12 protein-coding genes are annotated in these 13534 nt (G+C 37.5%); all 12 read left to right on the top strand.

Features of this window, described 5'->3' with window-relative positions:
• Positions 1-219 precede the first annotated feature (219 nt).
• The 12 genes from lspA to pyrE all read left to right on the top strand — a co-directional run bounded on the left by lspA (position 220) and on the right by pyrE (position 13531).
• A complete protein-coding gene (lspA, locus tag O1A01_RS15670) occupies positions 220-687 on the top strand; it encodes a signal peptidase II (RefSeq protein WP_270064472.1) in 468 nt (155 codons plus the stop codon).
• Positions 687-1595, top strand: coding sequence for an RluA family pseudouridine synthase (locus O1A01_RS15665; RefSeq protein ID WP_270064471.1), 909 nt, complete (start codon positions 687-689; stop codon positions 1593-1595). Before lspA ends, O1A01_RS15665 begins: the two co-directional genes overlap by 1 nt.
• 195 nt (positions 1596-1790) lie before the next feature.
• Entirely contained in the window at positions 1791-2333 is a 543-nt protein-coding gene (gene pyrR, locus O1A01_RS15660) for a bifunctional pyr operon transcriptional regulator/uracil phosphoribosyltransferase PyrR (RefSeq protein ID WP_066420618.1), read from the top strand.
• Between the two features lie 157 nt (positions 2334-2490).
• Positions 2491-3816: a solute carrier family 23 protein gene (locus tag O1A01_RS15655; protein WP_066420616.1), complete on the top strand. Its 1326-nt coding sequence runs from the start codon at positions 2491-2493 to the stop codon at positions 3814-3816.
• A 213-nt stretch (positions 3817-4029) separates the two neighbouring features.
• The gene (locus O1A01_RS15650; RefSeq protein WP_066420614.1) at positions 4030-4950 is read left to right on the top strand and encodes an aspartate carbamoyltransferase catalytic subunit; all 921 of its coding nucleotides are present in this window, start codon (positions 4030-4032) and stop codon (positions 4948-4950) included.
• Positions 4916-6205, top strand: a complete 1290-nt coding sequence (locus O1A01_RS15645; protein WP_066420613.1) for a dihydroorotase — start codon at positions 4916-4918, stop codon at positions 6203-6205. Before O1A01_RS15650 ends, O1A01_RS15645 begins: the two co-directional genes overlap by 35 nt.
• Positions 6202-7302, top strand: a complete 1101-nt coding sequence (locus tag O1A01_RS15640; protein ID WP_066420611.1) for a carbamoyl phosphate synthase small subunit — start codon at positions 6202-6204, stop codon at positions 7300-7302. The genes O1A01_RS15645 and O1A01_RS15640 overlap by 4 nt, the downstream gene beginning before the upstream one ends.
• Positions 7287-10505 carry a carbamoyl-phosphate synthase large subunit gene (gene carB, locus O1A01_RS15635; RefSeq protein WP_066420610.1) on the top strand — a complete coding sequence of 1073 codons (3219 nt, stop codon included), beginning with the start codon at positions 7287-7289 and terminating at the stop codon, positions 10503-10505. Before O1A01_RS15640 ends, carB begins: the two co-directional genes overlap by 16 nt.
• Positions 10502-11281 carry a dihydroorotate dehydrogenase electron transfer subunit gene (locus tag O1A01_RS15630; protein WP_066420609.1) on the top strand — a complete coding sequence of 260 codons (780 nt, stop codon included), beginning with the start codon at positions 10502-10504 and terminating at the stop codon, positions 11279-11281. The genes carB and O1A01_RS15630 overlap by 4 nt, the downstream gene beginning before the upstream one ends.
• Positions 11278-12192, top strand: coding sequence for a dihydroorotate dehydrogenase (locus O1A01_RS15625; RefSeq protein ID WP_066420608.1), 915 nt, complete (start codon positions 11278-11280; stop codon positions 12190-12192). Before O1A01_RS15630 ends, O1A01_RS15625 begins: the two co-directional genes overlap by 4 nt.
• On the top strand, positions 12189-12902 hold the full coding sequence (pyrF, locus tag O1A01_RS15620) for an orotidine-5'-phosphate decarboxylase (RefSeq protein ID WP_270064470.1): 714 nt from the start codon (positions 12189-12191) through the stop codon (positions 12900-12902). Before O1A01_RS15625 ends, pyrF begins: the two co-directional genes overlap by 4 nt.
• Complete coding sequence (gene pyrE, locus O1A01_RS15615) at positions 12899-13531, top strand: orotate phosphoribosyltransferase (protein ID WP_066420605.1); 633 nt, start codon at positions 12899-12901, stop codon at positions 13529-13531. The genes pyrF and pyrE overlap by 4 nt, the downstream gene beginning before the upstream one ends.
• Positions 13532-13534 lie beyond the last annotated feature (3 nt).

Here is a 13534-nt window from a genome sequence, read left to right as displayed (position 1 = left end):
TAGGGCCAATGCGCTGGAGCTAGACATCTCCCCGCGGAAAGCAAGTGTCTGCAGCGAAGTGAAACGGACTAACTAATAACGAATTACAGTGATCAATGTTGATTTATAAACAAACCTATTTTCAGGCTAAACATCAACTATTCCAAATAAAATTGTCAATTCCCAAGCTGTTTTGATATAATTCTTAAAGTATATATATGACGGGGTGGAGGTACTAGCGTGATCTATTTTTTAATCGCATTATTTATAATCGCATTAGACCAATTAACAAAATGGCTTGTAGTAAAAAACATGCAAATTGGTGAAAGTATAACTATAATCGAAAACTTTTTATACATAACATCACATCGAAACCCAGGTGCTGCTTGGGGGATACTTGCTGGTCAAATGACCTTTTTCTACATCGTAACCCTTATTGTTGTATTAGGTTTAATTTATTACATAATGAAATTACCGAAAGATCAAAAGATATTCGGAATCGCTCTTTCCCTAATGTTAGGTGGAGCAATTGGTAATTTTATTGACCGTTTATTACGAAAAGAAGTTGTAGATTTTGTTAATACATACATTTTCACTTATGACTTCCCAATTTTTAATGTAGCAGATTCAGCGCTAGTAGTTGGCGTAGGTATTGTTTTAGTATTAACACTCTTAGAAGGCAAGAAAGAGAAGGAGCTATCAAAATAATGGAAGAAACCTTAACCATCATCATAGATGAAACAAAAAAGAATGACAGGCTTGATAAAGTGATTTCTGAAAGTGAATGGTCACGTACGCAAGTTCAACAGTGGATTAAAGAAGGACATGTACTTGTAAACGGACAGAAAGTAAAATCAAACTATAAAGTATCCATAGGTGATGAAATTCAAGTTACCGTCCCAGAAGCAATAGAGGTAGATATTTTACCAGAAGATATACCTCTAGATATTTATTATGAAGACAGTGATGTTATTGTTGTGAATAAACCTAAAGGAATGGTTGTCCATCCAGCAGCAGGTCATACGACAGGAACACTTGTAAATGCACTAATGGCTCACTGCAAAGATTTATCCGGCATAAATGGTGAACTGCGCCCAGGAATTGTTCATCGAATCGATAAAGATACGTCTGGACTATTAATGGTTGCTAAAAATGACATGGCTCATGAAAAATTAGTAGAACAGCTAGTTGCTAAAACAGTGACGAGAAAATATGAAGCATTAGTTCACGGAGTAATTGCACATGACGTCGGAACAATTGACGCTCCGATTGGGCGAGATAAGAAGGATCGTCAAAGTATGACTGTTACAGATGAAAATAGTAGACATGCTGTTACGCATTTTAAAGTGATAGAGCGTTATAAAGACTTCACACATGTGGAATGTCAATTAGAAACAGGTAGAACCCACCAAATTCGTGTGCATATGAAATATATTGGTTATCCATTAGTTGGGGATCCAAAGTATGGACCAAGAAAAACATTGGACATTAACGGGCAAGCTCTTCATGCAGGCGTTTTAGGTTTTAATCATCCAAGGACGAATGAATATATAGAGTTGACAGCACCAACTCCACCTGAATTTAATGATGCTTTAAAATTCATAAAAAATCGTTGACAACTCTTGCGAAATTTGTCATAATCAATTTAACAAGATAGACCTTTAAAATTAGTCCCGTGAGGCTGAGAAGGTAACGGTATGCAGAAGCTAGACTTTTCTAGTCTATTTCATTCTGCCAACTAAACCTCTCATCCTATAAGGTGAGAGGTTTTTTCGTTACAAAGGTGCAAATGATAAGAATGGGGTGATAATGTGGCGCAGAAAGCAATTGTTTTAGACGAACAAGCGATTAGAAGAGCACTCACACGTATCGCGCATGAAATAATTGAGAAAAATAAAGGAATCGAAGATTGCGTACTTGTTGGAATTAAGACAAGAGGTATTTATATAGCTAAGCGATTAGCTGAAAAAATATCTCAAATAGAGGAATCCACAATTGCAGTCGGTGAACTAGATATTACTTTATATCGAGATGATTTAACGAAAAAAACGAAAGATGCGGAACCTTTAGTAAAGGGGTCTAACATTCCACTTGATATTACGAATAAAAAAGTAATATTAGTAGATGATGTCCTATTTACTGGAAGGACTGTTCGCGCAGGATTAGACGCTTTAATGGATATCGGAAGACCAGCCCAAATTCAATTAGCGGTTTTAGTTGATCGTGGTCATCGCGAATTACCGATAAGGGCTGATTTTGTTGGGAAAAACATTCCTACGGCAAGCTCAGAAAAAATTGTAGTTGAATTAGAAGAAAAAGATGAAATAGATCAAGTAAGTATATATGAAAAATAAATACGGACCCTTTAAATGAAGTCCTGTGAGGCTATCAAAGGGGGATTACGGAGAAAACTAGGCTTCTTTTCGGCTGAAGTCTACTGTTTCTTAGTACCTCTTTGTGCGCTCACAAAGAGGTTTTTTTATACGAATTTTTAAACTAGGAGGAATTATTATGAATCAAAAACCAGTATTAGATGTACATGAAAAACCAGAGCTATCAAAATGGCTATTGTTTAGTATACAACATTTATTTGCAATGTTCGGTGCTACTGTTTTAGTACCACTATTAACAGGATTAAGCCCGGCTGTTGCGCTAGTATCTAGTGGATTAGGAACGTTAGCATATCTACTAATTACGAGAGGGCAAATACCAGCTTATTTAGGATCATCCTTCGCGTTTATTGCCCCAATCATTTCAGCGAACGCACTAGGAGAACCTGGAGCAGCGATGGTTGGAACATTTTTAGCAGGAGTTGTTTACGGTATTGTTGCATTACTCATAAAGAGTTTTGGAGTAGATTGGTTACTAGGGTTGTTGCCGCCAGTAGTAGTTGGTCCAGTTATAATCGTAATTGGATTAGGCTTAGCTGGTGTAGCGATAAATAACTCAATGTACGTAAATCCAGGTGCAGCAGAATTAGAATATAGTTTCACGCACATTTCCGTAGCATTAATAACATTAGCAATTACAATCTTTTCAACAATCTTCTTAAAAGGATTTTTCAAAATCATTCCTATCTTAATCGGAATAGTTGGTGGATATATTACAGCGTACCTTTTCGGAATTGTTAACTTCCAACCAGTGCTAGATGCGAAATGGATTCAAGCCCCAGAGTTCATGATTCCATTCGCTTCATATACACCAAGTGTATCAATGGCTATAGTTGCAATCATGGTTCCTGTCGCGATCGTAACGATTGCAGAACACATCGGTGACCAAATGGTCTTAAGTAAAGTTACAGGTAAAAATTTCGTGAAACAACCAGGTTTACACCGCTCCATTGCTGGAGATGGTGTTGCAACGATAATCGCATCATTAATAGGTGGACCACCAAATACTACGTACGGTGAAAACATTGGTGTGCTAGCAATAACAAGAGTATTCAGTGTGTTCGTAGTAGGTGGAGCAGCAGTGTTGGCGATTTGCTTCGGGTTTGTAGGAAAAGTATCAGCGTTAATTAGTACAATTCCAACTGCAGTAATGGGGGGCGTATCCATACTACTATTCGGAATAATTGCATCAAGTGGTCTAAGAATGCTTATTGATAATAAAGTAGACTTAGGAGAAAATAGAAACCTTATTATCTCATCCGTTATAACAATAGTTGGTGTAGGAGGAGCGTTCCTACAAATAGGAGAAAACATTACGGTTCCATCTATGGCGCTTGCAGCGATCATCGGTATTGTATTAAACCAAGTATTGCCAGGAAAAGAGCATGCGCATGGAGAAAAAGAAGTAGACACTACTAAAACATCACATACAGAAGAATCAGCTTAACCTTTTAAAGAAATACGAGATATTTCTAAGGGTGTCGCCATATGTTTAAGGAGCAAAAGTATTCTTTTCAACAGAATGCTTTGAATAAAAGCTCCTTTCCATTTGACTTGGTACTTGCTTGTTAAAAGTACCTTCCTTCACCCTATCTAACTTTGATAGGGTGTTTTTTTTTGGAGAATATAGAAATACAAAGATAGAAAGGGTGTAGTAATAATGAAGCATTTACTTACATTAAACGACCTACCGACAGAAGAAATATTCGACTTATTACAAACTGCCTCCAAATTCAAAAACGGCATGAAATGGTCCAGTGACCTTTTTGTAGCGAATCTATTTTATGAGCCGAGTACGAGGACGAAATGTAGTTTTGAAGTGGCAGAACGAAAGCTTGGTTTAAACGTCATTCCGTTCGAAGTATCGACTTCCAGTATACAAAAAGGAGAAACGTTATATGACACGGTGAAAACGTTGGAGTCACTAGGTGTAAATGTTTTCGTTATTAGACACCCTGAAGATAATTATTTTGAACAATTAGAAGGTATAAACGGTGCAATTATTAATGGAGGTGACGGTTGCGGTCATCACCCAACACAATCTCTTTTAGATTTACTTACTATTTATGAAGAGTTCGGAAGTTTCCATCGGCTAAAAGTAACGATTGCAGGTGACATTCGCCATAGTAGAGTAGCGAGATCAAACGCTCAAGTTCTTCAAAAACTAGGGGCGGAAGTAACTTTTGTATCCCCGAATGAGTGGCAAGATGCTACATTTTCGAAAGACCTGTACATTGATTTAGATACTGCAGTTGAAAATTCAGACGTCATTATGCTTTTAAGAATTCAGCATGAGCGACATTCTGCTTCTAAACAGGAAATGAATTCATACCATGAAACTTATGGTTTAACTGTAGAGAGAGAAAAAAGAATGAAACCTACAAGTATTATTATGCATCCAGCTCCAGTAAATCGAGGAGTGGAAATAGCTAGTGAATTAGTGGAATGTGAACGCTCGAGAATTTTTAAACAAATGGAAAATGGAGTTTATGTAAGGATGGCAGTTTTAAAGAGTGCAATCGATAAATTACAAGGGGGATCAGTACATGAGCACGCTATTAAAAAATGGAACTTGGTTTAATGAAAAGGGAGAATTAAATAGAGTAGATATTAGGATAGTGGATGGAAAGGTATATGAAATTAGTGAACATTTAATTAGAAAAGACGATGAAGAGGCAATCGAGCTTGACGGAAAATTCATTAGCCCAGGCTTTATCGATGTACACGTTCATTTACGAGAGCCAGGTGGAGAGAAGAAAGAAACGATTGAAACGGGTTCAAAAGCAGCGGCTAAAGGTGGATTTACTACAATTGCTGCCATGCCAAATACGAGACCAACACCTGATACGAAGGAGCAATTAAATTGGCTTACGAATCGTATAAAAGAAACTTCAGTTGTTAACGTACTTCCGTATGCTTGTATCACGACTAGGCAGCTTGGAGAAGAGTTAACTAATTTTGAAGAATTAAAAGAAGCTGGTGCATTTGCTTTTACAGACGACGGTGTAGGGGTACAAAACGCAAGTGTTATGTTACAAGCGATGAAAAAAGCAGCAGCACTCGATATGGCTATCGTAGCACATTGTGAAGAAAACACGTTAATAAACAAAGGATCTGTCCATGAGGGTAACTTTTCTAAACAGCACGGATTAAACGGTATCCCATCAGTCTGTGAATCTGTTCATATAGCACGTGACGTTTTATTAGCGGAAAGCACAAACTGTCACTATCACGTTTGTCATATTAGTACGAAAGAATCGGTACGTGTTGTACGAGATGCAAAAAGGGCAGGCATTCGAGTAACTGCCGAAGTTACACCACATCATTTATTATTAAGTGAGGAGGATATTCCATCCGTAGATAGCAATTATAAAATGAATCCTCCATTAAGAGGAAAAGCTGATCAAGAAGCGTTACTACAGGGGTTATTAGATGGCACAATAGATTTCATCGCAACCGATCATGCCCCACATACGAGTGAAGAAAAAAGGGAAGGGTTACAATTAGCACCATTCGGGATAGTAGGGTTGGAAACTGCCTTCCCATTACTATATACAAACTTTGTTGAAAGAGGAATTTTCACATTAAAACAACTAATCGACTGGTTAACAGTTCGTCCAGCTGAAACATTCCGCTTACCATCTGGAAAGATAGAAGTAGGAGCTGTAGCAGATATTACCATTATTGATTTACAGTTAAACGAAAAAATTGATCCAGAGCAATTTTTATCAAAAGGAAAAAATACACCTTTTACAAATTGGGAATGTAAAGGGTGGCCAGTAATGACATTTGTTAACGGAAAACTAGTTTGGGAGAAAGGTAGTGTACATGCATGAAAAGACAGCTCGTTTTAGAAGACGGAACTTTCTTTGTAGGAAAAGCATTCGGTAGCACGAAAGATTCAATTGGAGAGGTAGTATTTAATACAGGTATGACAGGCTACCAAGAAATATTATCTGATCCATCTTATTGTGGGCAAATTGTAACATTAACGTATCCGTTAGTTGGAAACTACGGGATCAACCGTGATGATTTCGAATCGATTCACCCTGCAATTAAAGGTTTTATCGTGAAGGAAGTTTGTGACCATCCATCTAATTTTCGCAGTCAAATGTCATTAGATGCATTTTTCAAGGCGAAAGACATTCCAGGAATTTCGGGAATTGATACGAGAAAACTTACAAGAATTATAAGAAATTACGGTACGTTAAAAGGTGCTTTCGTTTCACTAGATGCGGACCGTCAAGAAGTTATAGAAAAATTGAAATCTACTAATCTACCTACAAATCAAGTAGAGCAAGTTTCTACGAAAACGGCCTATCCTAGTCCTGGAAGAGGAAATCGTGTAGTGTTAGTTGATTTTGGAATGAAACACGGGATACTAAGAGAGTTAAACGAGCGGGGCTGCGATGTTGTCGTTGTACCTTATAATGTAACAGCGGAAGAGATTCTCCTATTAAATCCAGACGGTGTTATGTTGTCTAACGGCCCTGGAGATCCGAAAGATGTAGGTGAAGCGGTAACGATGATCCAAAACATTTTAGGTAAAATTCCTCTTTTCGGTATTTGTTTAGGGCATCAATTATTCGCTTTAGCATGTGGTGCGAATACGGAACGTTTAAAATTTGGCCATAGAGGATCTAACCATCCAGTAAAAGATGTAAGAACAGGTAAAGTAGCCCTTACTTCTCAAAATCATGGCTATGCTGTGGAGACAAATTCTATCGAAAATACTAGATTAGAAATTACACATATTGCATTAAATGATGGAACAGTTGAAGGGTTAAAACATAAAGATTTCCCTGCTTTTACAGTACAATATCATCCAGAAGCTAGCCCTGGACCAGAAGATGCAAATTACTTATTTGATGAATTTATTAGCTTAATCGAGACAACTAAGAAAGAGGGAGAAAAAGCATGCCAAAGCGTTTAGATATTAAAACAATTTTAGTAATTGGATCAGGACCTATTGTTATTGGGCAAGCAGCAGAATTTGATTATGCAGGAACGCAAGCATGTCTTGCATTAAAAGAAGAAGGATATCGTGTAATATTAGTGAACTCGAACCCTGCGACAATTATGACAGATACTCAAATGGCTGACAAAGTATATATGGAGCCGTTAACGTTAGAATTTTTAAGTAGAATTATTAGAAAAGAACGCCCAGATGCACTTTTACCAACGCTTGGAGGCCAAACAGGTTTGAACTTAGCCGTTGAATTAGCAGAATCAGGTGTGCTAGATGAGTGTAATGTGCAAATTTTAGGAACGAAATTATCCGCTATTAAAAAAGCGGAGGATCGTGATTTATTCCGAAATTTAATGAATGAATTAGGTGAACCTGTTCCCGATAGTGAAATTATCCATTCGATAGACGAAGCGGAAAAATTTGTTGCACAAGTTGGTTTTCCTGTCATTGTACGTCCAGCTTATACACTAGGTGGGACTGGTGGTGGAATTTGTTCGAATGAAGAAGAGTTAGAAGAAATTGTTACTAGCGGACTTAAAAATAGCCCAGTTCATCAATGTTTACTAGAAAAAAGTATTGCTGGTTTTAAAGAGATTGAATATGAAGTAATGAGAGATCGAAATGATAATGCAATCGTTGTATGTAATATGGAAAACATCGATCCTGTAGGAATACATACAGGAGACTCCATTGTAGTAGCACCAAGTCAAACGTTAAGTGACAGAGAGTACCAGTTACTACGAAATGTATCCTTAAAAATAATTAGAGCGTTAGAAATAGAAGGTGGCTGTAATGTGCAGCTAGCATTAGATCCACATAGTTTTCAATACTATATTATCGAAGTAAACCCGCGTGTTAGCCGTTCATCTGCACTAGCTTCAAAAGCTACAGGTTATCCAATTGCCAAGCTAGCAGCAAAAATAGCGGTAGGGTTAACGTTAGATGAAATGATGAACCCTGTAACAGGAAGAACATATGCATCATTCGAGCCTGCGTTAGACTATATCGTTACAAAAATACCAAGATGGCCGTTTGATAAATTTGAATCTGCCAATAGAAGCTTAGGAACACAAATGAAGGCAACTGGGGAAGTAATGGCCATCGGTAGAACATTTGAAGAATCCATCTTAAAAGCAGTGCGTTCGTTAGAGTCGAAAATTTTCCACTTAGAATTAGAGGATGCAGAGTCTATCAGTAACAGCACAATTGAAAAGAGAATTCGTAAAGCTGGGGATGAGCGCTTATTTTATGTAGCAGAAGCGTTACGTCGTGGCGTATCAATGGAAACCATTCATGACTGGAGTAAAATCGACTATTTCTTCCTACAAAAGTTCAGCAACATATTAGAAATGGAACAACGTATTAAAAACAATCCAGGGAATGAAGAATTATTAATAGAAGCTAAGCAAATGGGAATAAGCGATGTTACGATTGCGAAATTTTGGAATATAAGCGAACGAAATGTTTACGAAACAAGAAAGCAGCTACAATTGCAACCAGTTTATAAAATGGTAGATACTTGTGCAGCTGAATTTGAATCCGAAACTCCATATTTTTACGGCAGTTATGAAGAGGAAAATGAGTCGATTGTGACTAGTAAAGAAAGTATTGTCGTTTTAGGTTCGGGACCGATTCGAATTGGTCAAGGGGTAGAATTTGACTATGCTACTGTACACTCTGTATGGGCAATTAAAGAAGCAGGGTATGAGGCAATTATTATTAATAATAATCCTGAAACGGTATCTACCGACTTTAGTATTTCTGACAAACTATATTTCGAACCGTTAACGGTCGAAGACGTCATGAATATAATTGATTTAGAAAATCCAAAAGGGGTAGTCGTTCAGTTTGGAGGCCAAACAGCTATTAATCTAGCAGCAGAATTATCTGCAAGAGGAGTACGGATTTTAGGTACTTCTTTAGAAGATTTAGATCGTGCCGAAAATAGAGATAAGTTTGAACATACGTTAAATCAATTAGGAATTAGACAGCCAGTTGGTAAAACAGCAACTTCCGTAAGTGAAGCGATTACGATTGCCGAAAGTATTGGTTACCCGGTGCTAGTTCGTCCATCTTACGTACTTGGTGGAAGAGCGATGGAAATAGTTTATAAAACAGAAGAATTACTTCACTATATGGAGAACGCTGTAAAAGTAAATCCAGAACACCCAGTTTTAATAGATAAATATATGATTGGAAAAGAAATTGAAGTGGACGCTATTTCAGATGGGAAAGATGTGTTTATTCCTGGAATAATGGAACATATTGAACGAGCAGGTGTTCACTCAGGTGACTCCATTGCCGTTTACCCACCTCAAACACTATCGAAAAAGATTAAAGATGAAATCGTCGACTACACTATTCGATTAGCACGAGGTCTTAATATAGTAGGACTATTAAACATTCAATTTGTACTATATAAAGATGAAGTATTCGTAATAGAAGTAAACCCTAGATCAAGTAGAACAGTACCTTTCTTAAGTAAAATTACGAATGTGCCAATGGCAAATGTAGCAACAAAGGTAATTTTAGGAGAAAGTTTACAAGCTCAAGGTTATGCAACTGGGCTACAAGTTGAAACAGAAGGTGTTTTTGTAAAAGTACCTGTATTCTCGTTTGCTAAATTAAGAAATGTGGATATTACGCTCGGGCCAGAAATGAAATCTACCGGAGAAGTAATGGGGAAAGATATAACGCTAGAAAAAGCATTATATAAAGGACTAGTCGCATCGGGAATATCTATTAAAACGTATGGCTCTGTTTTGTTTACGATCTCTGATAAAGATAAAGAAGAGGCATTACAATTAGCGAAACGATTCCACCAAATAGGGTATAAACTTTTAGCAACGGAAGGAACAGCTACCTATTTTGAAAAAGAAAATATCCCTGTAACAGTTGTAAATAAAATCGGTGGAGAAGCACCAAACTTAATCGATGTAATTAGAAAAGGGAAAGCTCAGTTCGTTATTAACACACTAACAAAAGGAAAGCAACCAGCACGTGACGGGTTTAGAATTCGTCGTGAATCGGTAGAAAACGGTATTGCATGTTTAACTTCACTTGACACAGCAAATGCAATCCTTAGAGTGTTAGAGTCTATGACATTTTCTATTGATTCTATAGAACAATTACATCCTAGTGCGCAAGAGGTGGTGACAGTAGGATGAAAAAAGCTTACATGAATATCGTTTCGCATGAAAAAATAGCGAGAAATATTTATGAAATGACGCTACAAGGGGAGCTTGTCTCTCTTATGAATCATCCAGGTCAATTTGTTCATATACGGGTCGGAGACAGTTTAGATCCAATTTTAAGAAGACCGATTAGTATTGCAAAAATTAATAAGGAAGAACAAACTTTTACCATTGTCTATCGAGCTGAAGGAAAAGGAACCTTATTACTTTCTCAGAAAAAAATCGGTGACCTAGTAGATGTTCTAGGTCCACTCGGAAACGGATTTTCCATAAATACTGTACCTACAGGTGAGAAAGCATTAATTGTCGGGGGAGGAATTGGTGTTCCCCCGTTATTAGAACTGTCGAAACAGTTAAATGCAGTAGGAATAGAGACAATCCATGTTCTCGGGTTTCAGTCAAAGGAAGATGTGTTTTATGAACAACAATTTTTAAGCCTTGGTGATACGTATATTGCAACAGTAGACGGTTCTTATGGGACAGAAGGTTTTGTCACAAATGTTTTAAATGACAATCCATTCTCCTTTCATACTGTCTTTTCATGTGGGCCAACTGTGATGTTAAAAGTAATAGAAGAAAAGTATTCTACAAATTATCCTGTATTTCTATCATTAGAAGAAAGAATGGGATGTGGAATTGGGGCTTGCTTCGCTTGTGTTTGTCATAGAAAGGATGACCCTACTGGTTTTACTTATCGAAAAGTTTGCACGGATGGTCCGGTATTTCCGGCAGGGGAGGTTCTAATATGAACAGATTACAAATTGACTTGCCAGGTCTCTCGTTAAAAAATCCAATCATGCCTGCTTCTGGCTGTTTCGGATTTGGGCGAGAATACTCACGCTTTTATGATTTAAGCAAGCTCGGTGCGATTATGATCAAAGCAACTACGGAAATGCCGAGGTTTGGAAACGCAACGCCTAGAGTAGCTGAAACACCAGCTGGAATGTTAAATGCGATAGGGTTACAAAATCCAGGACTTCAGAAGGTTGTAGAGGAAGAGCTTCCGTTTTTACAACAATATGACGTTCCAATTATTGCCAACGTAGCTGGCTCAACAATCGAAGACTATGTGGAAGTAGCTAAAGAAATTTCAAAAGTATCGAACGTTCATGCTCTAGAACTAAACATTTCATGTCCCAATGTGAAAGAAGGCGGCATTGCATTCGGAACTCAACCTGAAGTTGCCTATGCTGTTACGAAAGCGGTTAAAGATGTTTCCGAAGTACCGGTATACGTTAAGTTATCTCCAAACGTCACAAATATCGTTGAAATCGCTCAAGCTATTGAACGAGCAGGAGCAGATGGATTAACGATGATTAACACGTTACTCGGAATGAGACTAGATTTAAAGACAGCTCAGCCAATTTTAGCAAATGGTACTGGTGGACTATCAGGCCCAGCAATTAAGCCAGTTGCCATCCGAATGGTGTACGAAGTTAGTCAAAATGTAAATATCCCTATTATCGGAATGGGTGGAGTACAATCAGCAGAAGATGTGCTAGAATTCTTTTACGCTGGTGCAAGTGCAGTAGCAGTTGGTACAGCTAATTTTGTTGATCCATATATATGTCCGACTTTAATTGATGACCTACCTCCATTGCTAGATAAACTAGGTATTGAGCATATATCAGAATGTATCGGAAGGAGCTGGAAAAAGTGAAACAGGATTTAATAGTTGCACTTGATTTTCCTACAAAAAAAGAGGTTGATACTTTTTTAAGCCATTTTGATGATGGACCACTATTTGTCAAAGTAGGAATGGAATTGTTTTATCAAGAAGGCCCTTCTATTATTGAAGATTTAAAGAAAAGAAATCATCGAATTTTTTTAGATTTAAAACTACATGATATTCCTAACACTGTGTATCAAGCAATGAAAGGTTTAGCCAATTTAGGTGTGGACTTAACGAATGTGCATGCTGCTGGTGGATGTGAAATGATGAAAGCAGCCCTAGAAGGTTTAACAGCTGGTAGTTTAGGAGAAAGACCAGCACTTATTGCAGTTACACAGTTAACAAGTATGTCAGAAGAACGTATGAAAAAGGATTTATTAATAGATCAAGCATTAAATGATGTAGTACTACATTATGCTAGCAATGCAAAAGAAAGTGGACTAGATGGAGTTGTATGCTCTGCCTATGAAGCGCCAATGTTAAACTCAGCACTAGGTGAATCATTTTTAAAAGTAACACCAGGTATTCGATTGGCATCCTCTTCAAACGATGATCAAGTTAGAGTTGTAACACCGAAAGAAGCATCAAGATTAGGTTCAAGCTATATCGTAGTTGGGCGTTCGATTACAGGAGCTAGTGATCCAAGAAAAGCATACGAAGAAGTGAATGAACAGTGGAGAGGGGTAGCAAAAAAATGAACGAGAAAATTGCTGAACATTTATTACGAATAAAAGCAGTATTTTTACAGCCGAATGATCCGTTTACTTGGTCTTCTGGAATGAAGTCTCCTATTTATTGTGATAACCGGTTAACTTTATCTTATCCAAAAGTAAGAAGTGATATAGCATCAGAGCTAGCTAAAGTGATACAAAATGAATTTGGCGATGTAAATGTGATAGCAGGAACAGCAACAGCTGGAATTCCCCATGCTGCGTTTGTTAGTGAAAGACTTAATCTACCAATGTGCTATGTGCGAAGTAAAGCAAAAGAACATGGAAAAGGGAAACAAATAGAAGGGAAAGTAGAGTCGGGTCAAAAGGTAGTAGTAGTAGAAGATTTAATTTCAACAGGTGGAAGTGCAATTAATGCAGTGGAAGCACTAAGAGCAGAAGGTTGCGAAGTGGTTGGAATTATCTCTATTTTTACGTACGACCTACCTGTTGGAAAAGAAAGGCTAGAAGCATCCAACATTAAAGCAGTCTCTATTTGCAACTATGAAACACTGTTAAAAGTAGCAGTGAAAGAAGGATACGTTGGAGAAAAAGACGTAGAAAAATTAACGAAATGGATGGAAAATCCCCAAGATGAGTCTTGGATGGCAAGTTAATAT

The organism is Sutcliffiella sp. NC1, assembly GCF_027594365.1.
Taxonomy (GTDB): domain Bacteria; phylum Bacillota; class Bacilli; order Bacillales; family Bacillaceae_I; genus Sutcliffiella; species Sutcliffiella cohnii.
The sequence above is the reverse complement of the archived record's forward strand: the minus strand, read 5'-3'. Positions and strand labels throughout refer to the sequence as shown.